This is a genomic window from Rhizobium sp. BK176, assembly GCF_024808055.1.
This window is the reverse complement of record NZ_JANUBV010000002.1, coordinates 642,353-668,798: the sequence shown is the minus strand read 5'-3', so window position 1 is coordinate 668,798 and position 26,446 is coordinate 642,353. Positions and strand designations below refer to the sequence as shown.

26 protein-coding genes are annotated in these 26,446 nt (G+C 58.9%); 25 read left to right on the top strand and 1 reads right to left on the bottom strand.

The annotated features are described in order from the left end of the window. Positions 1-71: 71 nt before the first annotated feature. Positions 72-2,003, bottom strand: a complete 1,932-nt coding sequence (locus FHT76_RS12515; RefSeq protein WP_183860206.1) for a glycosyltransferase family 41 protein — start codon at positions 2,001-2,003, stop codon at positions 72-74. Positions 2,004-2,324: 321 nt separating this feature from the next. On the opposite strand from FHT76_RS12515, the gene FHT76_RS12510 reads away from it, so the two are divergent. The 25 genes from FHT76_RS12510 (at position 2,325) to FHT76_RS12390 (ending at position 26,390) form a co-directional block, all read left to right on the top strand. Next, positions 2,325-3,215, top strand: a complete 891-nt coding sequence (locus FHT76_RS12510; RefSeq protein WP_183860204.1) for a flagellin — start codon at positions 2,325-2,327, stop codon at positions 3,213-3,215. Positions 3,216-3,497: 282 nt separating this feature from the next. Beyond that, positions 3,498-4,388 carry a flagellin gene (locus FHT76_RS12505; RefSeq protein ID WP_183752664.1) on the top strand — a complete coding sequence of 297 codons (891 nt, stop codon included), beginning with the start codon at positions 3,498-3,500 and terminating at the stop codon, positions 4,386-4,388. Positions 4,389-4,630: 242 nt separating this feature from the next. Then, the gene (locus FHT76_RS12500) at positions 4,631-5,539 is read left to right on the top strand and encodes a flagellin (protein ID WP_183860202.1); all 909 of its coding nucleotides are present in this window, start codon (positions 4,631-4,633) and stop codon (positions 5,537-5,539) included. A gap of 265 nt (positions 5,540-5,804) precedes the next feature. Beyond that, entirely contained in the window at positions 5,805-6,770 is a 966-nt protein-coding gene (locus tag FHT76_RS12495; protein WP_183752660.1) for a flagellin, read from the top strand. 165 nt (positions 6,771-6,935) lie between these two features. Continuing rightward, a complete protein-coding gene (locus FHT76_RS12490; RefSeq protein WP_183860200.1) occupies positions 6,936-7,571 on the top strand; it encodes a hypothetical protein in 636 nt (211 codons plus the stop codon). Then, the gene (locus tag FHT76_RS12485) at positions 7,568-8,851 is read left to right on the top strand and encodes a MotB family protein (RefSeq protein WP_183860198.1); all 1,284 of its coding nucleotides are present in this window, start codon (positions 7,568-7,570) and stop codon (positions 8,849-8,851) included. Before FHT76_RS12490 ends, FHT76_RS12485 begins: the two co-directional genes overlap by 4 nt. 2 nt (positions 8,852-8,853) lie before the next feature. Next, a complete protein-coding gene (gene motC, locus FHT76_RS12480; protein ID WP_183860196.1) occupies positions 8,854-10,161 on the top strand; it encodes a chemotaxis protein MotC in 1,308 nt (435 codons plus the stop codon). Position 10,162: 1 nt separating this feature from the next. Further along, positions 10,163-11,560, top strand: coding sequence for a flagellar hook-length control protein FliK (locus FHT76_RS12475; RefSeq protein WP_259126522.1), 1,398 nt, complete (start codon positions 10,163-10,165; stop codon positions 11,558-11,560). After that, complete coding sequence (locus tag FHT76_RS12470) at positions 11,502-12,065, top strand: transglycosylase SLT domain-containing protein (protein WP_114711449.1); 564 nt, start codon at positions 11,502-11,504, stop codon at positions 12,063-12,065. The genes FHT76_RS12475 and FHT76_RS12470 overlap by 59 nt, the downstream gene beginning before the upstream one ends. A gap of 283 nt (positions 12,066-12,348) precedes the next feature. After that, a complete protein-coding gene (gene rem, locus FHT76_RS12465) occupies positions 12,349-13,020 on the top strand; it encodes a transcriptional activator Rem (protein ID WP_016552777.1) in 672 nt (223 codons plus the stop codon). Between the two features lie 128 nt (positions 13,021-13,148). Continuing rightward, on the top strand, positions 13,149-14,450 hold the full coding sequence (locus FHT76_RS12460) for a flagellar hook protein FlgE (protein WP_183752650.1): 1,302 nt from the start codon (positions 13,149-13,151) through the stop codon (positions 14,448-14,450). Positions 14,451-14,468: 18 nt separating this feature from the next. After that, positions 14,469-15,935, top strand: coding sequence for a flagellar hook-associated protein FlgK (gene flgK / locus FHT76_RS12455; protein WP_183752648.1), 1,467 nt, complete (start codon positions 14,469-14,471; stop codon positions 15,933-15,935). A gap of 3 nt (positions 15,936-15,938) precedes the next feature. Next, positions 15,939-17,060 (top strand): flagellar hook-associated family protein, encoded by a 1,122-nt coding sequence (locus tag FHT76_RS12450; RefSeq protein WP_016552780.1) that lies wholly within the window; start codon positions 15,939-15,941, stop codon positions 17,058-17,060. 36 nt (positions 17,061-17,096) lie between these two features. Beyond that, on the top strand, positions 17,097-17,444 hold the full coding sequence (gene flaF, locus FHT76_RS12445; protein WP_007530128.1) for a flagellar biosynthesis regulator FlaF: 348 nt from the start codon (positions 17,097-17,099) through the stop codon (positions 17,442-17,444). Continuing rightward, positions 17,441-17,890, top strand: a complete 450-nt coding sequence (gene flbT, locus FHT76_RS12440; protein WP_016552781.1) for a flagellar biosynthesis repressor FlbT — start codon at positions 17,441-17,443, stop codon at positions 17,888-17,890. Before flaF ends, flbT begins: the two co-directional genes overlap by 4 nt. Further along, the gene (gene flgD, locus FHT76_RS12435; RefSeq protein ID WP_183752646.1) at positions 17,881-18,321 is read left to right on the top strand and encodes a flagellar hook assembly protein FlgD; all 441 of its coding nucleotides are present in this window, start codon (positions 17,881-17,883) and stop codon (positions 18,319-18,321) included. The genes flbT and flgD overlap by 10 nt, the downstream gene beginning before the upstream one ends. A 64-nt stretch (positions 18,322-18,385) precedes the next feature. After that, on the top strand, positions 18,386-18,652 hold the full coding sequence (gene fliQ / locus FHT76_RS12430; RefSeq protein ID WP_016552783.1) for a flagellar biosynthesis protein FliQ: 267 nt from the start codon (positions 18,386-18,388) through the stop codon (positions 18,650-18,652). Positions 18,653-18,740: 88 nt separating this feature from the next. Beyond that, a complete protein-coding gene (gene flhA / locus FHT76_RS12425) occupies positions 18,741-20,828 on the top strand; it encodes a flagellar biosynthesis protein FlhA (protein WP_183752644.1) in 2,088 nt (695 codons plus the stop codon). After that, complete coding sequence (gene fliR, locus FHT76_RS12420) at positions 20,825-21,577, top strand: flagellar biosynthetic protein FliR (protein ID WP_183860190.1); 753 nt, start codon at positions 20,825-20,827, stop codon at positions 21,575-21,577. The genes flhA and fliR overlap by 4 nt, the downstream gene beginning before the upstream one ends. Positions 21,578-21,581: 4 nt before the next feature. Then, positions 21,582-21,995 carry a hypothetical protein gene (locus FHT76_RS12415; protein ID WP_259126525.1) on the top strand — a complete coding sequence of 138 codons (414 nt, stop codon included), beginning with the start codon at positions 21,582-21,584 and terminating at the stop codon, positions 21,993-21,995. A 32-nt stretch (positions 21,996-22,027) separates the two neighbouring features. After that, positions 22,028-22,594 carry a rod-binding protein gene (locus FHT76_RS12410; protein ID WP_016552788.1) on the top strand — a complete coding sequence of 189 codons (567 nt, stop codon included), beginning with the start codon at positions 22,028-22,030 and terminating at the stop codon, positions 22,592-22,594. A 17-nt stretch (positions 22,595-22,611) separates the two neighbouring features. After that, the gene (locus FHT76_RS12405) at positions 22,612-22,977 is read left to right on the top strand and encodes a hypothetical protein (protein ID WP_183752638.1); all 366 of its coding nucleotides are present in this window, start codon (positions 22,612-22,614) and stop codon (positions 22,975-22,977) included. Beyond that, the gene (locus FHT76_RS12400; protein WP_183752636.1) at positions 22,977-23,510 is read left to right on the top strand and encodes a hypothetical protein; all 534 of its coding nucleotides are present in this window, start codon (positions 22,977-22,979) and stop codon (positions 23,508-23,510) included. The genes FHT76_RS12405 and FHT76_RS12400 overlap by 1 nt, the downstream gene beginning before the upstream one ends. 273 nt (positions 23,511-23,783) lie before the next feature. Beyond that, positions 23,784-24,575 carry a WecB/TagA/CpsF family glycosyltransferase gene (locus tag FHT76_RS12395; protein ID WP_183860186.1) on the top strand — a complete coding sequence of 264 codons (792 nt, stop codon included), beginning with the start codon at positions 23,784-23,786 and terminating at the stop codon, positions 24,573-24,575. Positions 24,576-24,695: 120 nt separating this feature from the next. After that, a complete protein-coding gene (locus tag FHT76_RS12390) occupies positions 24,696-26,390 on the top strand; it encodes a succinoglycan biosynthesis protein (protein WP_259185610.1) in 1,695 nt (564 codons plus the stop codon). Positions 26,391-26,446 lie beyond the last annotated feature (56 nt).

Genomic DNA, 26,446 nt, shown 5'->3' with positions numbered 1-26,446 from the left:
GGCGGTCCAAATACCACGAAACAGTAAACCCGCCGCAGAGACGCGGCGGGTTTTCTGTTTGTCGGGTTGGCTCACACGGTCGTGATGAAAGGCGTTGTCCGCGGCGGCAGCGCCGGGACGTCGAGATGATCCGGCTCCAGGCCACGCTTGGCGCGGTCGATCATCATTTCGTAAGCCGTCTCGAGATGCTGCCGGAAGCGATCCGCATCAAAGAGCGGCATGATGCCGGCGTTTTGCTTAAGGCGCGCCTTGTAGGCGACGACGCGTTGCGCGTCGAGCGCCATCTCCACAGCCATCTCCTCATAGGCCTGCGTATCGGCGGCCACGAGTTCCGGCAAGCCGATGGCATTCAGCAAGCTCTCGCTGACGCGCGACGCAAAGTTGGTACCCTTGACGGTGAGGACCGGCAAACCGCCCCAGAGCTGCTCCGACGTTGTCGTGTGGCCGTTGACCGGGAAGGTGTCGAGGCCGAGATCGGCGCATTGCTGTCGGTCGATGTGCTTTTGATAGGTGACGCGTGGGCAGAAGATGATGCGGTCCGAAGTGATTCCGCGCTTGTTCGCATAGTTCCGGATATTCGTTTCGGCGCGCACTGACGACAGCATCAGCCAGAGGACGCTGTTCGGCGCCCGCCGGAGGATGTTGCACCAGATATCGAGTGTCTCAGCCGTGATCTTGCGGTTGCCGTTGAATGACGCGAACACGAATGCATCGTCCGGCAATCCGACCGCCGCCCGCGTGGTGGGGGTCGGCTTTGGGCGGTTCGTCGGATCGTTCGGCTGGTAGCTCTCAGGCATCCGAACAAATTTCTCGTGATAGTGAGGCTTGGCGCGATCGGGGAGAACAAAGTGATCGCCGACGATGTAATCGAGGTCAATGTTGACAGTGCTGCCGGGAAAGCCCAGCCAGGAGACATGGATCGGGGCGACGCTCTGGTTGAGGATATCCGGCCGTCCGTCAGTGGTATGCCCCTTCAGATCAACCAGAATGTCGATTTCCAGCTCTCGGATTTTCTCGGCGACCTCCGCGTTGGTCAGATCACGGATCAGGCAGACATTGCCCCAGGCGGATCGGTCGGCCTTGTTCGCCGCCAGATACGCTTCTCCGGAGTGGCAGAAGAGGGTAATTTCAAAGCGGTTGCGGTCATGCAGCTCGAGCACGCGCTGGAGAAGCTTCATCGTCGCATGGTCGCTCCAGAAGTCTGACGAGAGATAGCCGATCCGGATTTTCTCTCCCCACTTGTGAGGCAACGACCGCCGCTTTGCCGCGAGTTCCGGCAGTGAAAGGAGGGGGTTGAGCGAGACGATGCCGTTCAGCGCCTCGTCTCCGCACCAATGCAGATTGTAGAAGGGATTGTCCTTCCGCAGAAACTCGAGATCGCGCTTCGCGATCATGTCGGCGATCGGACCAAAGAGGCTGGCGACGCGGCCGTAGTCGCAGGTCTCCCGCGCAAAGACGAGATTGAGCAGGCGGAGCGCCGGCATTTCCGGAAATCGCTTGAAGAGGTTCGCTACGAGGGCCTCGTTCGTCGGATCCAGAATGTGGTCGGTCAACGCGTGAACCGCGAGCGCGATGTGTTCCGGATTGGAGCTTTCCGAGATGACACGCCTGAAAGGGCTGATGAGATCAAGCCGTCCCTGCTTGATGTAGATTGAGACGAGGACAAAGGCGAGATCGGCGTCGTTTTGCGCCAACTTCATCACGCGCAAGGCATGCGCCAGCGCTTCCTGTTCGTCGCCGCTCTGGAAATACAGGATTGCTGCTTCGCGTGTGTAGATCGACTCCGCCTGACCATCGAGCTTCCCGGCGAGCGAATAGGCGGCGGCGGCTTCGGCCTTGAAGCCAAGCTTTATAAGGTTTTTGGCCAGAAGCACGTAGGTCTTGACGTCCTTCTGCGTGTCGACGAGTTGGTTCAGCACCTCAAGCGACTTGAGATAGAGGCCCTTCTGGTAATCCTTGGAGGCCGCTGCGAATGAAATGCTACTGTTCAAGACCCACTCCATGCCGGGATTTCGTCGACGCACCGGACCACGAGCATATGGGCACGGTCCTAGCTGTCTCATTCTAAGCATTTGAAGCTTGCATGAAGCCGGTGTTGCAGCGGGGCGAGGCGATCTCTTCAGTCATCGTTAACCACTGCAGGCGTCGGCGGCGGTTTCCTAATGATCTTAACTGCTTGGCAATCAATGGCTGCGAAATTCAGATGGACATGACGGGTTTGGTTGCAAACAAAACGGCACCGAGTGGCATGAAGCTGGTCCGTCATCGCCGGTATAGAAGTCCGGTATGTCCTCCTTTTGTATTTTGTTTTTGGGGACAGACTTATGACAAGCATTAACACCAACAATTCTGCAATGGCGGCACTCCAGACGCTGCGCAACGTCAACAAGGGCTTGAACGAGACGCAGGCGGCCGTTTCGTCTGGCCTGCGCGTCGGCAAGGCTTCCGACAACGCTGCTTACTGGTCGATCGCCACCACGATGAAGTCGGACAACAAGGCCCTTTCGGCCGTTTCCGACGCCCTCGGCATGGGTGCTGCAAAGATCGACACGGCTTACACCGCTGTCGACAGCGCCATCGATATCGTTGGCGAAATCAAGGCCAAGCTCGTTGCCGCAACCGAAAAGGGCGTCGACAAGGCGAAGGTTCAGGACGAAATCTCCCAGTTGCAGGCGCAGCTCTACAGCGTTGCTCAGTCTGCTTCGTTCAACGGTGAAAACTGGGTCAACAACTCGGGCGGTACCGTCAGCGTTGTTTCCTCCTTCGTCCGCGGCACCAACGGCACGGTCAGCATCAAGACCACCGACTACGCTCTCAGCGCCACGAACACCCTGTTCAACAGCGCGACGGGCGGTATTCTCGGCTCGACCGGCACGAACTACACCGCCGGCTCGATCTACTCCTTCACGATCAGCTCGACGACGACCCAGGGCCAGATCGACAGCCTGCTCAGCGACGTTGAAAGCGCTCTGAAGTCGATGACCACGCTTGGCTCGCAGCTCGGTTCGCTGCAGAAGCGCGTCGACATCCAGTCCGACTTCGTTTCCTCGCTCAGCGACTCGATCGACTCCGGTATCGGCCGCCTGGTTGACGCCGACATGGAAGAAGAGTCCTCCAAGCTCAGCGCCCTGCAGACCCAGCAGCAGCTGGCGATCCAGTCGCTGTCGATCGCGAACTCCTCTTCGCAGAACATTCTCTCGCTGTTCCGCGGCTGATAACAGCCTCGCGCAGTATCAGAGAAAAGATTTACGGCCGGGGCTTGCCCCGGCCGTAAATGTTTTAATTTCCGGTTAATGCGGTGCCGCTAAGCGTTGGATTTTTTTAACTATTTTTAATTTTTCGGTTCAGAGTTTCTTAACCATGATGGGGTTTTATGTGCCTATCGAAACGGCGAGTTGACTGCGCACAGTGAGCGGTCAACAGGCATGAGGCTGACCGTCGTTCCCGGTAGTCCGGAATGTCCCTTCCTATCAATTATGCCAAAGGGGCAAATTAAAATGACCAGCATTCTGACCAACAATTCCGCAATGGCCGCTCTCCAGACGCTGCGTGATGTCAACAGCGGCCTGTCGAAGACGCAGGGCGCCGTTTCGTCTGGCCTGCGCGTCGGCAAGGCTTCCGACAACGCTGCTTACTGGTCGATCGCCACCACGATGAAGTCGGACAACAAGGCCCTTTCGGCTGTTTCCGACGCCCTCGGCATGGGTGCTGCAAAGATCGACACGGCTTACACCGCTGTTGACAGCGCCATCGACCTCGTCGGCGAAATCAAGGCCAAGCTCGTTGCCGCGACCGAAAAGGGCGTCGACAAGCTGAAGCTGCAGGACGAAATCACCCAGCTGCAGGCACAGCTCTACAGCGTTGCCCAGTCTGCTTCGTTCAACGGCGAAAACTGGGTCAACAACTCGGGCGGCACCGTCAGCGTTGTTTCCTCCTTCGTCCGCGGCACCAACGGCACGGTCAGCGTCAAGACCACCGACTACGTCCTCAACGCCACGAACACCCTGTTCAACAGCGCGACGGGCGGCATTCTCGGCTCGACCGGCACGAACTACACCGCCGGCTCGATCTACTCCTTCACGATCAGTGCAACGACGACCCAGGGCCAGATCGACAGCCTGCTCAGCGACGTCGAACTCTCTCTGAAGGCGATGACGACGCTCGGCTCGCAGCTCGGTTCGCTGCAGAAGCGCGTCGACATCCAGACCGACTTCGTCTCCTCGCTCAGCGACTCGATCGACTCCGGTATCGGCCGCCTGGTTGACGCCGACATGGAAGAAGAGTCCTCCAAGCTCAGCGCCCTGCAGACCCAGCAGCAGCTGGCTGTACAGTCGCTGTCGATCGCGAACTCCTCTTCGCAGAACATCCTCTCGCTGTTCCGCAACTAACACTAGGAGCGCCTCCGGGCGTTTCGGCAGACAGATCGCCAATCGAAAGCCGCGCTTCCCAAGCGCGGCTTTTTTAATGCTTGTTAACTTCGCGTTAACCAAACTCATGTTTTCTGCCGTCAACGAAACGGTATGTTAACCAACCCTAAGAAGCGGTTAGCGGGCATGAAGCTGATTGCCGTTCCCCGGTGGCGGACCGGAATGTCCCTTTTCAATATTTGCCAATAAGGGGCGATAATTTCATGACCAGCATTTTGACGAACGTCGCGGCAATGTCCGCCCTCCAGACCCTGCGTAGCATCAATGGCAGCCTGGAAGAGACACAGAGCCGTGTTTCGTCCGGCTACCGCGTCGCCGAAGCCAAGGACAACGCTGCCTATTGGTCGATTGCAACGACGATGCGCTCTGACAACAAGGCGCTTTCGGCCGTTTCCGACGCGCTTGGCCTTGGTGCGGCAAAGGTGGACACCGCCTATTCGGCGATGGACAGCTCTATCGACGTCGTTAGCGAGATCAAGGCGAAGATTGTTGCGGCGACTGAAAAGGGTGTCGACAAGAACAAGATCCAGGATGAAATTGCGCAGCTCCAGCAGCAGCTCTTGAGCATTGCCCAGTCTGCTTCCTTCTCGGGAGAGAACTGGGTTGCAGGCAACACGACGAAGAGCGTCGTTTCGTCTTTCGTCCGTAACGCCAATGGCCAGGTTTCCGTCCAGACAACCCAGTATGTGCTCGATGACAGCACCAGCGGTAATGTCCTCTTTGGCATGACCACTACGGGTGCCATCAGCACCACCAGCGGCATCATCGGGACGTCCTCGGGCAGCGTCGGTTCTATTTACAGCATGAACATCAGCAGCTTCAGCCCGAGCGACATCGACCTTGCCCTGACGACTGTCGAAGCCGGCCTCAGCGCAATGACGAAAGCCGCCTCCCAGCTCGGCTCGATCTCGACCCGCATCGACCTGCAGGAAAGCTTCGTTTCCGACCTCAGCGACTCGATCGACTCGGGCGTTGGACGCCTCGTCGACGCGGATATGGAAGAGGAATCGAGCAAGCTAACGGCCCTGCAGACGCAGCAACAACTGGCGATCCAATCGCTGTCGATCGCGAACTCCAGCGCGCAGAACGTTCTGACGCTGTTCAAGAACTAAGCCGTCCAGCAGTATCATAAAGAGATAGGAAAGCCGCGTCGTCGATGCGGCTTTCTCTTTGTTTTTGAAGCAATAATCAAGATTGCGCGAGGCTTGCGACACTGAAGCCGCTGCACTTGCGCCCGTGGAAGGCCTTGGTTAACTTCGTTTAACAGTTGATTTGTTTTTGCGACAAACCGGACCTGGGAAGCCAGCCGGGGGCATGACGCCAGGTCAGTCGCTGCCGGTCGCCGGCCTGTCCCGTTTCCCTACTCAGAGCCAGAAAATGACATACAAAATTACCAGCTCGGCCCAGGTAAACGCCCTCGCGGCGCTGCGCATCATTAACAAGGACGTCGCAACGACACAGCAGCAGGTCTCATCGGGCTATCGCGTCGAAACGGCTGCCGACGATGCGACCTACTGGTCTTTTGCAAGCGTCATGCGCTCGGACAGCAGCTCGCTGCAGAATGTTCACGACGCGCTCGGCGTCGGCGCATCGAAGGTCGATACCGCCTATACGTCGATGGAAAGCCTCATCGACCAGTTGGGCGAGATCCGCAAGACCTTGGTGACAGCGCAGGAGGCCGGCGTCGACAAGACGAAGCTCAATACGACGCTGACCGAGTTGAAGGGACAGTTGCAGACGACTGTCCAGACGACGAATTTTGCCGGTGAGAACTGGCTGCTCAACCGCGATACGAACCTGCCGATCTCGCGCTCGGTGATCGGCGGTTTCGTGCGTGGCACGAGCGGTGAATATCAGGCGCAGACCATTGATTTTCCGGCCGACCAGACCGTCATGATCGATATGACTGACGCCAATCGCGGTCTTCTCACGAAGACGGTCGACGCGAACACGTTGAATTCCGATGGCACGACGACTGCGCGCAACTACTACCTTCTGGATGCGGGCTCGACGACGCCCGCGAGCGGAACCGAAATAGCGCTCGACGCCAACACGACGCCGGCGCAATTGAAGGACATGATGGCGGTTGTCGATTCCATCCTGTCGAAACTGACAACGACCGCGGCCGGCCTCGGCACGATGAGTGCCCGTATCAGTGATCGTGTTTCCTATACCGCCGACATGTCCGATTTGATCGACAAGGGCGTTGGCGCGCTGGTCGACACCGATATGGATGAAGCCTCGACCCTTCAGAAGGCGCTCCAGACGCAACAACAAATGGGCGTTCAGGCAATCTCGATCCTGAACACAGCCGCCAGCAAGGTGCTGATCCTGTTGCAATAGTGGCCGGAGCTGTTGAGCTTGTCCGGCTCCACCCTTCATCCTCGCGCAAGTTTGACACCCTAGTTTCGATACAAAGGCGCAGTGCGAAAACCGTGCCGGATGAGTTGTCAGTTTCATGATGGGGTACGGCATGTCGCAGTCCTCTGCAGCGAAAGGGTGGATTCGGTGAGCGCGCTGCTCTCTCGGTACCTCAAGGATTTTGGCGAGCCTGCCGTCGTCGCTCCCGTTACGGAAGCGGATGATTTCGCGGGCGACTTTGGCGGGTTTGCCGACGTCGCCTCCGAACCCGTGATTGATCTCGAAGCAGAACGCCACAGCGCTCATGCGGACGGCTATGCAGAAGCCACCGCGGCGCTGACGGAGAAATATGAGCTGGAAGCGCAGACGGTGGCACTCGTGCACCAGCGTGAAGTCGAAGAGCTTCGCGACCGGTACGAGGTCGAGGCCGCAGAGCTGATCGCCTCCCGTCTCGACGCGATGGCGGGCGATCTCGCCGAGCTCGTCAGCGCGACGGTCGCAAAGGCGCTTGCGCCTGTCATGACCGATGTTCTGTCACAAAAGGCTGCCGTTGATCTTGCCGGCATCCTGCGTGAGGCGTTGCTGGAAGGTGATGTCGGCACCGTGACGGTCAAGGGGCCGACGCGACTGTTCGACGTGCTGAAGAATACACTCGGCGAAAAGGCTGGTCTTCTGCGCCATCATGAAACGGCTGATGTCGACCTGACCGTCGAGTTTGACGACGCCGTCCTTGTCACGCGCATGTCAGCCTGGGCGACGAGCCTGAAGAAAGTTCTGGAATGAGTGATAGCGAAAACCACCATCACGGCAAGAACGAGATTATCATCGTCAAACGGCATGGCGGCGGTGATCACGACGGTGCGCATGGTGGCGCCTGGAAGATCGCCTATGCCGACTTCATGACGGCCATGATGGCGTTCTTCCTCGTCATGTGGCTGGTCAACGCTGCGAACGAGGAAACCAAGGCCTCGGTCGCGACCTATTTCAATCCGATCAAGCTCGCCGACGAGAAGCCCACGCAAAAAGGCTTGAAGAAGCCGGTCGACCAGGCGGATGGCGACCAGAAGCAGGACAAGTCGAAGGAAAAAGAGGACGAACCGACCAAAGGCGCATCGGCCGCCAATGGCGATGACCAGACCTCGACCTCCGGCGACCAGACGAATTATTCGGAAGCCGACTTTTTCGAGAACCCCTATTCCGTGCTGGCGGAGATTGCGCAGGAAGTCGGTCAGCAGGCAAATGTCAGCGCCAAGGGCGAGGGCGGTGCCAGCGAATCGGGTCCGGCAACTGGTGCCGACGGCGGTCAGGCCTATCGTGACCCCTTCGATCCTGATTTCTGGACGAAGCAGGTGGAAGTCACGCATGCCGACAAGAAGCAGCCCGCCTCGAAGGATACGCCTGTTGATGGTGCGGCAGACGCCACCGAAGTTGCCAAGGCGGAGGCCGAGAATCCGGCGGATCTGACCGGCAAGGCTCAAAGTGAGCACGCTGAGGAAGCGGCCGAAAGCCAGTCTCCACAGGCTGAATCGTCCGTGGACACGGCGTCTGAGAATGTCGACGGCAAGGAAAAGCCGCAGACTGAGGCACAAAAGGCCGCCGAGCAGAAACGGGCTGAAGAGCTGCAAAAGGAAATCGCCCAACAGATTAGCGGCGTAGCCGGCAAGCTCGCCGAAGGTCTGACGGTAACATCATCGGAAGGCGGCCTCCTGGTCAGCATTTCCGATCAGAGCGACGATTCCATGTTCAACATCGGATCGGCCGTCCCACGCAAGGAAATGGTGCTTGCGATGGAGAAGATCGGCGAGGTCCTCAAGGGCAAGCCCGGCGCTGTCGTCATCCGGGGTCATACTGACGGTCGCCAGTACAAGGGCGAGAACGAGAACTGGCGCCTGTCCATGGATCGCGCCCAGGCTGCCTATTACATGATCATTCGTGGCGGCCTCGACGAGAAGCGGGTTTCGCAGGTCTCAGGCTTCGCTGACCGCAAATTGAAGGATCAGGCGGATCCGTTCAATGCCACCAACAGACGAATCGAAATATTGCTGCAGGCGGATCAAGGATAGTCATGATCCGTCACCACCAACGTCTTCTGCTTATGCTTCTCGGCCTCGCGGTGGGGCCTGCTGCGGTCGCGCATGCGGAAGATCAGGAGGACATCGCGCCTTACAAGATGCTGCGTTCGTTGCAGTTCGTGCAAGATTCCGTCGTGCTCGGCGATCACTCGGCCGCCGAGATGCAGCGTTTCATGCTTGGCACGATTGATCAGCGCCTGCGTACGATCGACCAGTCGGTGTTTGACGATGATCGCAACGTCGATGCGGCACTCATCTATGCGATGAGTGGCGGCAATCCGGAGACCCTCGAATACCTGGTCGCCCGGGATGTAAACGGTCACTTCGACAACCGCATCAGCGACGTGCTGCGGAAGTATCTCAGCGGCAAGGGATTGCTCGTCGCCAAGAGCCTTGTCGAGACCGCGAACGAATACAAAGACAAGAAGATCGGTCCCTATCTTGCGCTGGTCGGCGGTAACGTCACCATCGCCAAGAGTCCGATGGAAGCACTGAAGCTTTATGATCAAGCGCGCCTCACTGCGCCGGGAACGATCGTCGAGGAGGCGGCATTGCGTCGCTCCGTTTCGATCTGTGTTGAAGCCGGCATGGTGGATAAGGGACTTGATTATTCGCAACGCTATGTGCGCCGCTTCCTGCATTCACCCTATGCCAGCCAGTTCGCGGACTTGTTTGTAAGGCTGCTCGTCTATCACGATCACGAAGTGAAGGCGGACGACGTCATCAGCATCCTCTCCTTCATGGATGAGGCGAGGCAGCGTGAGGTCTATCTTCGCATCGCCCGCGCGGCTGCGATCGCCGGCAAGGGCGATCTCGCACGGATGGCCGCGGCCCGCGCCCAGACGCTCTCCGGCGATTCTGACAATGCCTTTGGGGCGCTGGCGGATTTTTATGGCGGCATGGCGTCGATCCCGACGGACAAGATCGACGCGGCCACGAAGAACATCTCATCCATCCCGGACCAGGAGTTGTCGCCACGCGACCAGGCACTGCGGGCCGCGGCAAAAGCTATTGCGGAACAAGTGCTTCGTGCGCCCGATCCGGCAAGCTTGACGCAAGCGACGACCCCTAAATCTTACAGCCAAGAAATTACTTCTGAACAGGCAGCAGCCTCACCGGAGGCGGAGCAGGGGGATATACCAAATCCAGCTCCAGGTCCTGTTGTCGGAGACGCGGATCTAACGCCGCCATCCAATGTTGGGGGACAGCAGGACGCCGACCCGTCATTCAGCGCATTCGTGACGTCAAGCCGATCGCAGCTGGATGAAATCGACGGCCTCTTGAAAAAAGAAAGTAATTGAGATGATGGACATCAGCGTTTCGGGGGGAGCGTCTGGAGCAGGGGCCGCCTCGGCGGCCGGCGCTGGCCGTCAGACGGTCAGCGGCGGTGATGCGGACGCAGGAGGGTTCTCCGACGTCCTGAACAAGGCAAGCGGCGGCAAGCATGACGCGGCAGGGCAAGCGACGGCAGACGGCAGCGGGTCCAGCGCGCCGCGTCATACGAGCACGAAGGCATTGATCGACCTTGGAGGCGCTTCGCTCGCAGCCCACACCGAGATGAAAGAGAAGGCGTCCGGCTCCGTGGACAAAGACACGAAGAAGACGGAGCGCGGCGCCACCAAGGCCGCGGGCAAGCACGATGAGGCCGTCCCGGAAGATGCTGCCGACGTGCTGGAGGATGCCGTCGCGTCCCGTCCAGCCAAAGGCGCCAAGGAGCCGAAGACTGACGCCACTGAGGTCACGAACACTGGCGACAACGACAATGCCATCTCCGATGTTCTCAGCCTATTGAAGCAGCTACCGACGGACGGAACCGCCGCAGCCGCGTTTGCGGCCATGGCGGCTGCGAACCAAAAGGCTGACGGCAAGGTAATGGCCGATCCCAAAGACAAGCAGGTGGCCGGCATCAAGCAAAAGGACGACACGTCCATTCACAACGATGCTGTCAGCGTCGATGCGACGGGTGACGTTCAACTGCCGGGCACGGATGTTGCTGGCGTTACCGACGCGACGACATTCCGGCTGAGCCGCGCCGATGGCCGCGGCCAGTCGATGGACATGCATCTTGGCTTGGACAAGGATGCCCCAGCCGAGTCCGGCGGCAAGGCCAGCATCGAGAGTGTATCCGTCCTCGACACGCGCCGCTATATCGGTCTGGCACAGAACACCAATTCTGCCGCGGTGACGGCCGCGATATCCGGTGATCCGGAATGGGCGCAGGCCATGCAGGCGAGCTCATCCCTGTCGAACGCCGCTGAGTGGTCGAGCACCGGCAAGGTGGTGAATACGCTCAAGATCCAGATGAATCCGATCGATCTCGGCCTGGTCACGGCCACGATGCGGCTTCAGGGCGACGCGCTCAACGTCGACCTGAAGGTCGAGACCGGAGCGGCCTATCGACAGCTCAAGGAAGACCACGGCAAGATCATCGAGGCTCTGCGCAGCCAAGGCTACGCTATCGACAACGTCACGATCAGCATGGCGCCCGTCGACCGCTCCGACACCGGCAATCAGGCGAACACACAAGCGCAGCAGCAGGGCCAGGCCTTTGCTCAGCAGGGCCAGGGCGAGGCCAGAGAGCGCCAAAATCAATCAGGACAGCGAACTGGCGGAGGCTTCAATGGCTCGGGCGAAAGCAGTGTTGAAGGCACTTCTCCTGGCGCCGCTGGCAGCGGCCGCAGTGGCGACGTCTATCTCTAGCGCATGGGCGTCGAACAGCGCCTGTGAGCAGGAGATTCAATCCGCCGCGTTGAAGTATGGCATCCCCGAAGGGATACTCTATTCCGTTGGTTTGACCGAGACCGGTCGCAAGGGATCGCTCTACCCTTACGCGCTGAACATCGAAGGGAAGGCCTTCTTTCCTCCCTCCGAGCAGGACGCTCTGAGGCAGGTTGACGTTGCGCGCAGGTCCGGTGCGAAGCTGATCGACATCGGCTGCATGCAGATCAACCAGTACTACCATGGTGAGAATTTTCGGTCGGCAGAGGAGATGTTCGACCCCCGCCGCAATGTGGAATACGCGGCACGGTTCCTTCGCAACCTCCATGACCGGCACGAAACATGGACAATGGCGGTCGCCCGTTATCACGCCGGACCCAACAACGACCCCGCCCAAAAGCAATATGTCTGCCGGGTCATCGCCAATCTGGTCGCCACTGGCTACGGCAAATGGACTCCCAATGCGAGCAACTTCTGCCAGAATTGACTCAATCAAAGCGAGCAGAAAACAGAACAAAGCAGAAATGTGTCATATTGTGGCGAGAATCTGTCTCAATGTGGCAAGGCAAGTCACATTTTAGACCTTGTTAACTTTTCCACGAAATTTTTGTGTGCATAATTTCGGTCTGCTACTACATCTAGATCAAATCGCGCCTCAATTCTTAATCAACTATTAATTCCCGTCGATTAGTTCCTACAGCTTGTCCCAGAATCGCGCGATTCGTACCCATAGAGCATCGAGGTACCACAAGTGATTCGGAGGCGGACGAATGATCGTAGTGGTTGATGAGCGTGAGCTCGTGAAAGATGGTTACACTTCACTTTTTGGGCGGGAAGGCATTCCCTCCACAGGGTTTGATCCAAATGAATTCGGCGAATGGGTTCAGACGGCGGCGGATTCTGATATCGCGGCTGTCGAGGCGTTCCTGATCGGCCAGGGGCAGCAGACTTTCGAGCTGCCGCGCGCGATTCGCGATCGGACGATGGCGCCGGTTATCGCTGTCAGCGACCAGCCATCCTTGGAAAACACGCTTGCACTTTTTGATTGTGGCGTCGACGACGTCGTGCGCAAGCCGGTGCATCCCCGGGAGATCCTGGCCCGAGCCGCCGCCATTCGACGTCGACTGAAAGCGATTTCCAGCCACACGGACATCGGCGCAATCCGCGTGTTCTCCGATGGCCGCGATCCGGAAATTCACGGCGAAGTCTTTGCGCTTCCCCGTCGCGAGCGCCGCATCCTCGAATATTTGATCGCAAATCGCGGTCGTCGCGTCACCAAGACTCAGATCTTCAACGCGATCTACGGAATATTCGACGACGAAGTCGAAGAGAACGTCGTCGAAAGTCATATTTCCAAGCTGCGCAAGAAGCTCCGGAAGAAGCTCGGCTTCGATCCGGTCGATTCGAAGCGCTTTCTTGGCTACTGCATTGATTGGAACTGATTTTTTAGAACGGGCCGTGTTGCCTGAGCATTGTCGCTGCATTCTCCCGACGATCGTTCAGCTCCAGACAGCTTCACGCAAGGCCCACCAAATACTTTCAAGCCTACTAAGGGAATCGAGGTTTTCAGATGAGCATTTTTGGCAGCATGAAGACGGCCGTGTCCGGCATGAACGCCCAGGCAAACCGCCTCAGCACCGTCGCCGACAACATCGCGAACGCAAACACGACGGGCTACAAGGCCGTTTCGACCGCCTTCTCGTCGCTGGTTCTACCCTCGACCTCGGGTAACTACAATTCGGGTGGCGTCCAGACATCCGTTCGCCAGTCCGTGTCTGAGCAGGGCGATATCTCCTACACGACCTCTAGCTACGATCTCGCGATCTCTGGTGACGGTTTCTTCATCGCTCAGAGCCCGGACGGCGTTCCGGTCCTGACTCGCGCCGGCGATTTCACCAAGGATCCCGAAGGTAACCTGGTCAATTCCGCCGGCTTCAAGCTGATGGGCTACTCCTACAATTCGGGCGCTCCCTCGGTCGTCGTCAACGGCTTCTCGGGCCTTGTACCGATCAACGTCAACCAGTCCGGTCTGACGGCGATCGCCTCGACGACGGGTACGTTCTCCGGAAACCTCAATTCGAACGCGAACGTTGCGACCGGCAACCTGCCGAGCTCGAACACTGCGCCAATCACCGCCGACACGAAGCAGATGTCGATGGTCGGTTACGACAAGCTCGGCAACACCGTGCAGTACGATTTCTACTTCACCAAGACCGCGGCCGGGACGCCAGCTTCCCCAGGTCCGCCGCCGGTTGCAGCAACGTCCGGCACCTGGCAGGTCGCAGTCTACCGGCACGACGACGCGGCGACGGGCGGTACGTCATCGTTCCCCTATTCGTCGGCCGCGGTTGGTACGACGACGTTGACCTTCGACGCGAACGGCAAGATGGCTTCCGCCGGCGCGATGACGCTCACCGACCCGGTAACGGGTGGCTCCATCGCGATGGACGTGAGCGGCTTCACGCAGCTTGCTTCGGAATTCGCGGGTAGCGGTACGCCGAACGGCCAGGCTGCAAGCCCTGTCAAGGACGTGACGATCGACAAGGACGGCACGGTATATGCCAAGTACGCGGACGGCACGTCTAAGCCGCTCTACCGCGTTCCGCTGGCGACTGTCGCCAGCCCGGACAACATGACGCTGATGAGCGGCAACGTTTATAGCGCCAACGGCCAGTCGGGCGTGACGGTTACCGGCTTCCCGCAGACGAACGGTTTCGGCTCGATCCAAGCGGGTGCGCTGGAGAGCTCGAACGTCGACCTCGCCGGCGAACTGACCGAAATGATCGAATCGCAGCGCAGCTACACCGCCAATTCCAAGGTGTTCCAGACGGGGTCCGACATCATGGACGTCCTCGTCAACCTCAAGAGATAAGTAGGGTACGGATAAGCCATGTCGCTCACTTCCGCACTGAATACGGCGCAGAACATATTCAACAATACCGGCACTCAAAGCAGTGTCGTATCGAACAATATCTCGAACTCCAGCAACAGCGACTACGTGCGCCGGCAGGCGATGATCACCACCTCGCTGGGTGGCGCGCAGGTTGTGAAGATCAGCCGCGCGCAGGAAGACGCGCTGATGCGTCAGTGGCTGAAGGCGAGTGCGCAGGACAGTGGCCAGCAGACGTTGCTGGGCGGGCTGACCGACCTGAAATCGATCATGGGCGGCAACGATTACGAGACGTCGCCAGCCAACTACTTGGCGACGTTCCGCGAAAAGCTGCAGGCTTTCCGCACGTCGCCGAGCAGCACGATTGCCGCGCAGAGCGCAGTTACAGCAGCCCAAGACGTTGCCAATTCGCTGAACGACGCAACGAAATCCGTCCAGGCCGTTCGTCAGGGCGCCGACAAGGAAATCGCGACGCAGGTCTCGACTCTCAACACGCTGCTTGCGCAATTCAAGACGGCGAACGACGCCGTCAAGAGCGCCACTGCGACCGGCGGCAATCCAGCCGATGCCCTGGACGAGCGGGACAAGCTGCTCAAGCAGATCTCTTCGATCGTCGGCGTTAACGCGGTCGACCGCGACAACGGCGATATGGCGCTCTACACAACCGACGGCACCGTCGTCTTCGATACGATCCCGCGCACAGTCACGTTTGTCGCCCAGAACACCTATACCGCTCAAACGAAGGGCAACGGCGTCTACATCGACGGCGTGCTGCTCGGCAGCGGCAAGGGCTCGACGAGCACGGCTCAGGGAAGCCTGCAAGCGCTGCTGCAGGTGCGTGATGATATCGCTCCTACCTTCCAGTCGCAGCTCGATGAGATCGCGAAGTCGCTCGTCACCATGTTCTCGGAAACCGGCGGCACCCCCACTACCACGCAGCCCGGCCTGTTTGTCTGGAAGACAGCGGTTGGAGCGCCGGGCGGTACCCCGACTGCGCCTGGCGTGATCGACGGCATTGCCGGCACGATCACCGTGAACGCCGCCGTCATCACCAACCAGGGCGGCGACCCGATGAAGTTGCGTGACGGCTCGATCTCGGGCCTCACCAATCTGAACACAACGGGCAGCAGCGGCTTCTCGGACAATCTCGACGCGCTCTACACGGAGATGGGCACCGCGCAGACCTTCTCGGCCACCGCCGGGCTGTCGTCCAACGTCAACATCATGGACTACGCCTCGAACTCGATCGGTTGGCTTGAGCAGTACCGAAGCGATGCAACGACGGCCTCCGAGAACACCTCCGCGGCGCTCTCGCGTTCGACGGAAGCGTATTCCAACGAGACTGGCGTTAACCTCGACGAAGAGCTGACGCTGCTTCTCGATATCGAGCAGTCCTACAAGGCGGCTACGAAGATCCTCAACGCTGTCGACGAAATGATGAAGTCATTGCTGGATATAGCGAGTTAAGCCATGAAAAGTTCATTTATTTCTAGCTCAGCCATTCAGAACGCAATGCGATTGACGATCCGCCAGTCGCAGAAGCAATTGGTTAGCGCTTCTCTCGAAGCAACGACCGGCGTTTACGCCGACATTGGTGCCTCGCTTGGTTCGGGCGCGGCGAAAAGCGTGAATTTCACGGCCGAAGTCAGCCGTATCAAGGCTCTCAAGGGCAGCAATTCCGTCGTCTCAGCGCGGTTGGAAGCATCGCAGCTCGGCCTCGACAGCATGAAGAAGGCCGGCGATGCGCTGGTCTCCAAGCTGACCGCGCTTCAGGGCAGCCAGGACAAGACAAGCATCACGGTGGCAATGCAATCTGCCGGTGACGCGCTGTCGCAGCTGATGGATACCGGCAATTCGATGCTCAACGGCGAGTATCTGTTCTCGGGTATCAACACCGATGTCCAGCCGCTCACCAATCAGCAGACCGCCGCGACGACCGCTATTCAGACCAACCTGGAGGCTTATGCAAGCGGCCTCGGCAAGCCGGTCAGCTCTCTGACGGGCGCCGAAATGGGCACCTTCATCACCAACTTTGTCGAGCCGATGTTCTCGCAGGACACCTTCAACGGCACCTCGACGCCGATCGCGTTCCCGCCGCCCGGTGCACCGACGCCGGTGGCGCCAGCGGCCTACGTGACGCCGCCTGCTTGGAGCGATTGGTCGGCTGCCTCGAACCAGAACATGACGAGCCGTATCAGCAACTCGGAAGTCGTGACGTCGTCGACCAACTCCAACTCGGACGGCATGCGCTACTTCGCGCTGGCCTCGATCACAGTATCGGCGTTGGCAAGCCAGAATGTAAGCGCTGACGCACTAAGCACGGTCACGTCGAAGGCGATTGGCTATGCGGCACAGGCAACGACTGGCATCGTGACGCAGGCGAGCCAGCTCGGCCTTTCGCAGGAGCGCGTCGAGAAGGCTAACGATGCCCTCGATGCCCAGTCCAGCATCATCCAGAACAAGCTCGTCGATCTCCAGGGCGTGGATACCTCGGAAGCATCGACGCTGGTCAACACGCTCCAGACGCAGCTGGAGACCGCCTACACCATTGTCTCGAAAATCCAGCAGTTGAGTCTCGTGAACTACCTTTGATGATCAAGGGTATGAAAGACAAAGAAGGATGCATGAATGTATCAGTTCTCTTACTCCGAGATCATGGAGGACTCGGTGGCCGATGCGAAGGAGCGGGAGCGTCAAGTTCTCGACCGGTCCATCGAGCTGCTGTCGATTGCACGGGACAAAGAGAAATACAGCCGGGAAGCCATTGATGCATTGTTCTACACCCGGCGTGTTTGGGTGAGCTTTATCGAGGATCTCAAGCATCCGGACAACCAGCTTGAAATCCAGCTGCGGGCGAACCTCATCTCCATCGCGATCTGGATCTTGAAAGAGTGCGATCGGATCAGGCGCCGGCAGTCGACAAACTACCAAGGCATTATCGACGTTACCACCATCATCAGGGATGGACTAAAATGAAAAGCACACTTCGTATCTCGCTAAAAGCCGGGGAAAAGATCTTCATTAACGGTGCGGTTTTGCGCGTCGATCGCAAGGTCGCGTTGGAATTCCTGAACGATGTAACGTTCCTTCTTGAAAACCACGTTCTCCAGCCGGAAGACGCGACGACGCCTCTGCGTCAGCTCTACTTCATCGCGCAGATGATCCTCATCAATCCGGAAGGCAAGGATCAGTCGACGGCGATGTTCCGCAAGTCGATCACGATGTTGCTGACCTGCTTCAAGAACGAGGAAGTCCTCGCCGAACTGAAGCGCATTGACGGTCTGGTTTCCACCGGACGCGCCTTTGACGCGTTGAAGGCGATCCGCGGCCTCTATTCGATCGAAGACAGCATTCTCAACAACCAGGAAATGCACCCGACGATGGTCGAGCAGATTCGCAAGGAGATCGCGCCATGGCGGTAGACGGCGTATCAAACGTCAACAATTCTTCGTCGTCGAGCAACTCGAGCGCACAGCAAAAGGCAACGCTCAACTACGACAACTTCCTGCAGCTTCTCATCGCGCAGATGAAAAACCAGGATCCGACGGATCCGGTGGATGCGAGCGAGCAGATGTCGCAGCTGGCAAGCTTTTCGCAGGTCGAGCAGACGATCCAGACGAACAGCAAGCTGGACACGTTGCTGGCAAGCTCGAGCCTGACCCAGGCAGGCAGCTACATCGGCAAATACATGACCAGCGCGGACGGCAGCGTGAAGGGCACGGTCGCCTCGGTAAAGGTTTATTCCGACGGCATCATTGCGACGACGACCGATGGCGGTAATATCCTCGTTCAGGCGGGAATCACCCTGTCCGACAAGGCGCCGACGACGACAGATACTTCGTCGTCGAGCTAGGTGAAATGACAGAGCGGTTCGGCCCAGTCGGACGAACCGCAAGGCGATATGAGGTTGCCTGAAAATGAATGAAGCTGATGCACTTGACCTCTTCCAGGCAGCGATCTGGACCGTTCTCGTGTCCGCCGGCCCGGCGGTCGCGGCGGCCATGGTGGTCGGTCTGATCATCGCGCTTTTCCAAGCGCTGACGCAGGTTCAGGAAGCAACGCTCACCTTCGTTCCGAAGATCGTGGCCGTCCTCGTGACCATCGGCATCTCTGCGCCGTTTGTCGGATCGCAGATTTCGATTTTCACCAATCTGGTGTTTTCGCGCATCCAGTCTGGCTTCTGAGCCACCTTCGCGCAAGCTTCGCCATTTAGTTCTCGTTCCGAATTGGTGGGCATCATGCCCGCACCTCTCATGAAGAGACGGAATCGAAATGGCGCAACCTCCCGCACTTCCCCTTCCGAAAGCCGGACTTAGCGTACGTGATATCGGTTTTGCCATGGGCATCATCGTTATCATCTGCGTGCTTTTCCTGCCGATCCCGCCATTCCTGATCGACATGGGCCTGGCGTTCTCGATCGCCTTCTCGGTGCTGATCCTGATGGTGGCGCTGTGGATCCAGAAGCCGCTCGATTTCTCGTCGTTCCCGACCATCCTCCTGATCGCGACCATGACGCGCTTGGCGCTCAACATCGCGACGACCCGCGTCATCCTTTCGCACGGCAACGAGGGCCATGATGCCGCCGGCGGCGTCATCGCAGGGTTTGCAAGCCTCGTCATGTCCGGCGACTTCGTGATCGGTCTGATCGTCTTTCTGATCCTGATCACCATCAACTTCATCGTCATTACCAAGGGTGCGACGCGTATTGCGGAAGTCGGCGCGCGCTTCACCCTCGATGCGATCCCCGGCAAGCAGATGTCGATCGACGCCGATCTTTCTGCCGGCATCATCGACGAGAAGGAAGCCCAGCGCCGGCGTAAGGAACTCGAAGAGGAAAGCTCCTTCTTCGGTGCGATGGACGGTGCGTCCAAGTTCGTTCGCGGTGACGCGATTGCCGGTCTTCTGATTACCTGCATCAACATTTTCGGCGGCATCATCATCGGCTATTTCCGTCACGGGATGCCGATTGGCGAGGCCGCCGACGTTTTCGTCAAGCTCTCGGTCGGCGACGGCCTCGTCTCGCAGATGCCGGCGCTCATCGTTTCGCTCGCCGCCGGCCTTCTCGTTTCGCGCGGCGGCACGGTCGGTTCCACCGAGCAGGCGGTCGTCAATCAGCTCAGCAACTATCCGCGCGCGCTTTCGGTGTCCGCCGTGCTGATGGCAATCCTCGGCCTCATGCCGGGTCTGCCATTCGTCCCCTTCATGTTCCTTGCCGGTCTTTTGGCCTTCGGTGCCTGGTTCATTCCTCGCCAGGTCGAGGCTGAGAACAAGGCTCGACGCGAGCAGGAAGAGAAGAAGGTCGTCCAGAACAAGGAACTCGAAAAGGACTCCGTCAAGTCGGTGCTGCGCACCTCGGAGATCGAACTCGCGCTCGGCAAGATGGTGTCGACCCGGCTGCTCGGCGCCCATCAGGAGCTTGCCTTCCGTGTCGGAAAGATGCGCAAGAAGTTCGCGACGCAGTACGGCTTTGTCGTTCCCGAAATCAAGGTGACCGACGACATCGCCATCGCCGAGAAGTCCTATCAGATCCGAATCCACGGCACGACGGTCGCGTCGAACATGCTGCGCGTCGGCGAAGTTCTTGTTGTCACCGGCTCTGGCCGCAAACCGAGCATTCCCGGCGACGAGATTCGAGAGCCGGCCTTCGGCATGCCCGCCGTTTCCATCCTTGAGGCTTTTTCCGAAGACTTGAAGCGCGAAGGTTTCCAGCCGATCGACAACGTTTCCGTCGTGCTGACGCATATGAGCGAAGTCATCCGCAACAATCTGCCGGCGCTTCTCTCCTACAAGGACGTGAAGGTGCTGATCGACAGGCTCGATCCGGAATACAAGAAGCTGGCGGACGAGATCTGCTCGTCGCATATGTCTTACTCCGGTCTGCAAGCCGTATTGAAGCTGCTCCTTGCCGAGCGCGTATCAATTCGCAACCTGCATCTCATCCTGGAAGCCGTCGCCGAACTGGCGCCCCATGTCCGCAAGACCGAGCAGATTGTCGAACACGTTCGCGTTCGGATGGCACAGCAGCTGTGTGGCGATCTTGCCGACAACGGCGTCCTGCGGGTGTTGCGACTCGGCAGCAAGTGGGATCTTGCCTTCCATCAGGCTCTGAAGCGCGACAACAAGGGCGAGATCATCGAATTCGACATCGACCCGCGCATGCTCGAGGAGTTCAGCGAGCAGGCAACGAAAGTTATCCGTGAATTCATGGATCGCGGTCTGCCGTTCGCCCTTGTCACTTCGCCGGAAACCCGCTCCTATGTGCGCATGATCATCGAACGCTTGTTCGCAACGCTCCCGGTCCTCTCGCATGTAGAGCTCGCCAAGGGCATCGAGATAAAGATTCTGGGCTCTATTTCATGATAACTGACCCGCAAGGGACCGTGCTGGCGTTGTTCCTGATCTTCTGCAGGATCGGCGGCTGCGTCCTGGCGATGCCCGGCTTTTCCTCGGCGCGGGTGCCGCCGCAATTGCGGGTCTTCATCGGTGCTGCCCTGTCGCTGGCGATCCTTCCGGTCCTGTGGGATACGGTCTATCCGATCGTTCATACATCGAACGCCACCTATATCGGTTACATCTTCAGCGAATCGTTGATCGGTGTGATGTACGGCATGCTCGCTCGGGTCTACACGCTCGGCCTGCAGTTCGCCGCGAGTGTCATCGCCATGATGGTGGGATACACGCAGCCGAGCGCCGGCGACATCTTCGAAGATACCCCCGAAAGCAGCCTTTCAGGCTTCATCACCTTCGCCGGCATGATGATCCTGTTCATGATGGACTTTCATCACATCGTGTTCCGAGCGTTGGTGGATTCCTACACGTCGATGCCCTTCGGAGGCATCCTGCAGATGCGCAGCACGCTGATCTCGTTCACCGACACGCTGTCGTCGACCTTCATGATCATGCTGCGGCTCTCAAGCCCCTTCCTGATCTACGGCCTGATGTTCAACATCGCCATCGGCTTCATCAATAAGCTCGCGCCGCAGATTCCGGTGTACTTCATATCGACCCCGTACCTGCTTCTCGGCGGCCTGTTCCTTTTCTATTTCTCCGTGGCGGCACTGGTGAGCCAGTTCGGCCAGTCCTTCGCTAGCGTCTTTATCGGCAGGTAGCGGCATGGCGGACAAGACACGCTCCCAGAAATTGAAGCGCCTCGTGGCCGTTCAACGTCATCTGGAGCAGATGGCCGAATTCGATCTTGCCGAAACCAGCCGCCAGCGCGCAGAAGTTAACGACCAGATGGACAGCGTCATCCTGGCGCTTGGTTCTATGGATCCGGTCCACCACGCCTTCTCTCAGGGCTACGCGGATCGCTTCAACCGGCTCGGGATCAAGGACAAGCAGCTGACCGGCATGCAGCAGATTCACGAAATGCGCGTTGTTCAGGAGCGCGCCAGGGGCGACAGGCTGGAAGACGGCATGCGCGAGGCCTTGGAGTCGGAGCGCCGCGAAGCCGACGACAACGCGGTCTATGATCTCATCGATCAAAAGTTCGGTACGCCAGCCTCCAGCAAGCTTCAAAAACCATAATCGTCACAATCTTAAAGCAAGAGGATTGTGACTTGGCTATTTCACCTCCGAGTGATCTGGTCCTGGATGTTGTCAAGGCTGCCGACCCACTCGAGGTTCAGGCGGCGCAGGACAAACTGAAGGCAAACCAGGCCGCTTTTGCCGCCAACAGTCTCGCCGAAGCCGGCAAAGGCTTCACGTCGGCCGTCGATATTCTCGACCGCGCCGTCGGCAAGACCGGTTTGAGCGACGGCAAGAATCGCACCACCAAGACGGAAGAGGTGCCGGAAACCTATCGCAAATTCGAGGCGATGGTGCTGCAGAACTTCATCAAGAACATGCTGCCGAGCGACAGTGAAGAAGTGTACGGCAAGGGTGCCACCGGTGATATCTGGAAGGGCATGATGGCCGAACAGCTCGGCAACGAGATTTCAAAGGGCGACGGCATCGGCATTGCCAAGCAGCTCTATCAGGACGCGCTGAAGAAGCAGGAAGGCAAGGTCGCCAACGCTTCGACCGATCAGGACGATCGCAACATGGCGATGAGTATGATCGACGAGTTCCAGCGCAAGACCTTCGGTACAACAACTGCGGACAACAAGTCCGCCAATGACGCCTGAGAGAATCGAGGACAAAAATGGAAATAATCTCGAACGAATACCGTATCAAATCGGTTCTTGGACGCCTGGAGATGATCATCGACAATGAGAACACGCGTATCGGCAACGATCCGCAGTTCGATCTCAAGGTGTCGAACGCGCACAAGAGCCGCTGCCTCTATGAACTCTCGATGCTCTTCCGCGACACCGATCCGAAGGAACTGGCGGAGACGCATCTCGATCAGCTGCACGGGCTGAAGAAGAAGCTGGTACTGAACGCACGGCGCGTCGAAGCTCATCTTGAGGCGGTCCGCACGGTTGCCGATCTCCTCAAGAATGCGGTTCAGGATGCGGATGCCGACGGCACCTATTCCCAAGAGCAATTCGTGGCACGTGACGCTTGATGATTAAGCTCGTTCTGACAGGCGTCTGGGTTTGCGCGATCACGCTGGCATCGGTCTATTTCTCGGTGCACATGGCCACGGCCCCTGCGCCGGCTCCTGATGATTCCAAGCAAAGCCAGCTCGAGCTTGTAAAGGGCGAGACGATCACCGTGCCGATCATTGCCGATGGTGCGGTCACCGGTTACTTCCTCGGCAAGGTGTCTTTCATGATGAACAAGGACGCGGTGAAGAACGTGTCCTTGCCTCTGACCGAAATGACCACCGACGAACTCTTCACACTGCTCGTCGGCAACAAGATGGTCGACATCTCGAACATGAAATCCTTCGATCCGAATGCCTTCCGGGAGATGATCAAGAAGGACATCAACCAGCATCTCGGCGGGGACTATATCGACCAGGTCATGCTGGAGCAGCTCGACTATCTCTCCAAGGAAGACGTCAAGGCAAACGCTTCCGGTCAACAGAAGAAGACAGTCAAGCCTGTCAACGTCGTAGCTCCGGCGCCAGTGTCGGATCCGGCTGCAACCGAATAGACCTTGCCGTTGCCGGCATGTCTGCGTGTGGGTCTCGATGGTTAATCATTCCTTCGTTCGCAACCGGCAATTCAAGCGATTTTCCTAAGGGATAGTTGAAATCGCGCTGCTACAAGTCCCGTCGATGGGCTGATTGTGCACCTGCATTCCGGTTCCCGGAATTCTTACATACGCTCCCAGGCGAACGCGCTCGGTCGATGCTCAATCGCCCGCGCGATTGATTATCTGTTCCGGGATGCATGCGGCATGAAGCACTACCGTCAGGAGACCGGCATGAACTTGATCGCGAATTTCGCGGTTCTGTCGTCCCGTCGTGCGATTTTCGATCTGCCGGTTTGCGATCTCGGCTGGGATGACGCGCTGGTGTTCATCAACGAACTGCTGTCGATACCGGCCGGACAGACGACGATCTCGTTCGTCAACGCGCGCAATATGCTGATGACGCTGCGCGACAGTGAATATCGTGCCGTTCTTGCGCAAAGTCTGCTGCTCCCCGATGGCCAGGGACTCGATATCGCATCGAAGGCGGCGCACGGATCACCGTTCCCAGCCAGCCTGAAGGCTCCCGATTTTGTGCCGGCGCTACTGACGTTCATGGAAATACCACGGCGCATCGGCCTGGTCGGCAGCACCCCAGTGGCCGTCAGAAAGACAGCCGCGACATTCCGGCAGCACGCTCCGTGGCATGAATTCATCGTCATTTCCGACAGATTCGACGGGACCGAAGGGGGATCGGCGATCGTCAAGGAGATCGACCAGCAGCGACCCGACATACTCATCGTCGGGGCGACGACGCCGTCTCAGGAGAAATGGGTTCATAGGAATATCCGGGCTGATCACGCCCGGCTCGTTCTTGTTGCCGGTGACTTGTTCGCCGCCGTCGCAGGTGCTCCCCGTCGTCCGCCGACGATTGTGCGGAGGCTGGGCTTCGGACGCTCCTATCTCCGGACGCAGAAACCGGCTCGCTTGGGCCTTCAGTATGGCCTCGGCTTTGCAGCGTTTCTCTACTATGTGCTCCAGTACCGCCGATCACGCCGCAAACGGATCCTGAGTCGATCGAGGTAAGATGCTAGCGGCATCGCATCAGGCGCCGCCAGTTAACCATTTCTTTGCCATGAACATTTAGGCTTGGTTAACCATCCGCAATCGCGGGCGTCCGACCGTTCATACGCATGAGATCTGGCGATGTACGACAGTAATCAGAGAAGCCAAGCCTTCGATCGGTCGGCCGCCCGGCACGATCGTGCCGCGGCCCGATCCAATGCGGCGGCTGCGTTGCCGGCGGCCGAGGCACAACTGCTCGGCGTGATCGAGCGCGCGCTTGAGCAGCAGAGAGCAAGGCAGGCTGATGCGCCGGCGCTCGTCAGCCGCATCGAGACGATCTTGGGCAAGAGGCTCGAAGCCGCAAACGATGCAGAATTTGCAGTGGTTGAGCCACAGCCAGTGGTGGCGGAGCCAGAGGTGGTGCGTCCGGCCGCAAATCTCAATCAGGCGCCACTTGCCGTCGGTGCGCGGCGTTTGCAGCCCCTTTTCATGATTGGTCTCATGTGTGCATTGGGCGCCGCGAGCGGTACTCTGATCCCGGTGGAACCGGCGCGCTATAGCGCCGAAGGCAGGCTTAGCATCCAAGGCACCGGCCAAGGTCGCAGTGAAATGGCAAAAGCGGCCGAACGGACGCTTTTGTCTTCTCACACGGTCGCAGCAACCGTCGCGGCATTGAAGCTCGATCGCGATGCCGAGTTTTCCGGGGCGTCCTCCGATGCGCTTGCGGTGACTTTCGACCTGATCGCGGCCGATGGCGCCGCCACCGATCCTGTTTCACGCGCCGAGGCATCACTCGCCTCCGCAATTCAAACGGCGACCGATACACATGCGGGCACGGTCGATTTCAAGGTGACGACCGGGAGTGTGGCGAAATCCACACGGATCGCCGGCTACCTTGCCTCAATCCTAACAGGCGCAGGCGCCACCACCGCAGTGGCCGAAGGCGGATCGCTGAAGAACGCGGCTGACGCCGCACAGCTCGAACTTTCCTCCTTTACGCAGAAGAGCGGCGAAGGAAACGTCAAGGTTGCCACTGATCTGCGGCAGCAGATCGGAAGCGTTGATGCGGCGGTGAAGGCGGCCGAGCAACGCATCGTCACCGCTCAGGACAGGGTGCGCCGGCTAAAAACGGCGAAAGTCGGCGATGTGTTGGCCGGCACACTGGATGCGGATCTCATGTCGCCGACACTCGTCGAGCGCCGCGACAAGGATGTGGCCGCGCAACTCGCCCTTTCGCAACTGTCCGTCAGTCTCGGCCCCCGTCATCCTCAGCTTCAGGCGCAGCAGGCGGAGGTCGACAGCGTGAGGGCAGCAGTCGGCGACGAACTGGCGCGCCTGGTGCGCGACGCGAATGATGAGATCAAGTCAGCCACTACAGACAAACGGCAGCTGAGTGACCGCCGCAATGCGCTCATCGCGCAGAGCAAGGATACGGGCGTCGACCTGGCCAAACTCATCGAACTCCGCGACAAGGCGAGCGCGGCGCGCTCGCGTCTTGACGATGCGATTACCACAGGATCCGTGCCTGGCGCTGGCGGCGTGCAACTGCTGAAACCCGTGCAGGTCGCTGCGGTGCCGGCCGATCAAGGCTGGCTTCCACCGCTGCTCGGCGCTCTTGCTGGGCTTGCTTTCGGCCTCGCGACTCTCTCAGTAAAGGCGCGTACCATCTTGGCCGTTCCGATAAGGAAAGAGCCATCAATGCGGACAATTACGCGAGAGCCGGCAAGTGTCACTCCATCATCGGCTCCGGTCGAGACTTCACAGGACATGGCCGCCATCCGCGCGGACCTCGCCGCTATGCGGCAGAGGCTGCATACCCGGTCGGCGACGTCCTGACCTTGCTGCGACACGATTGTTCTTGCATTTGCCATTTTAGGCAGGATAGGGCGTGG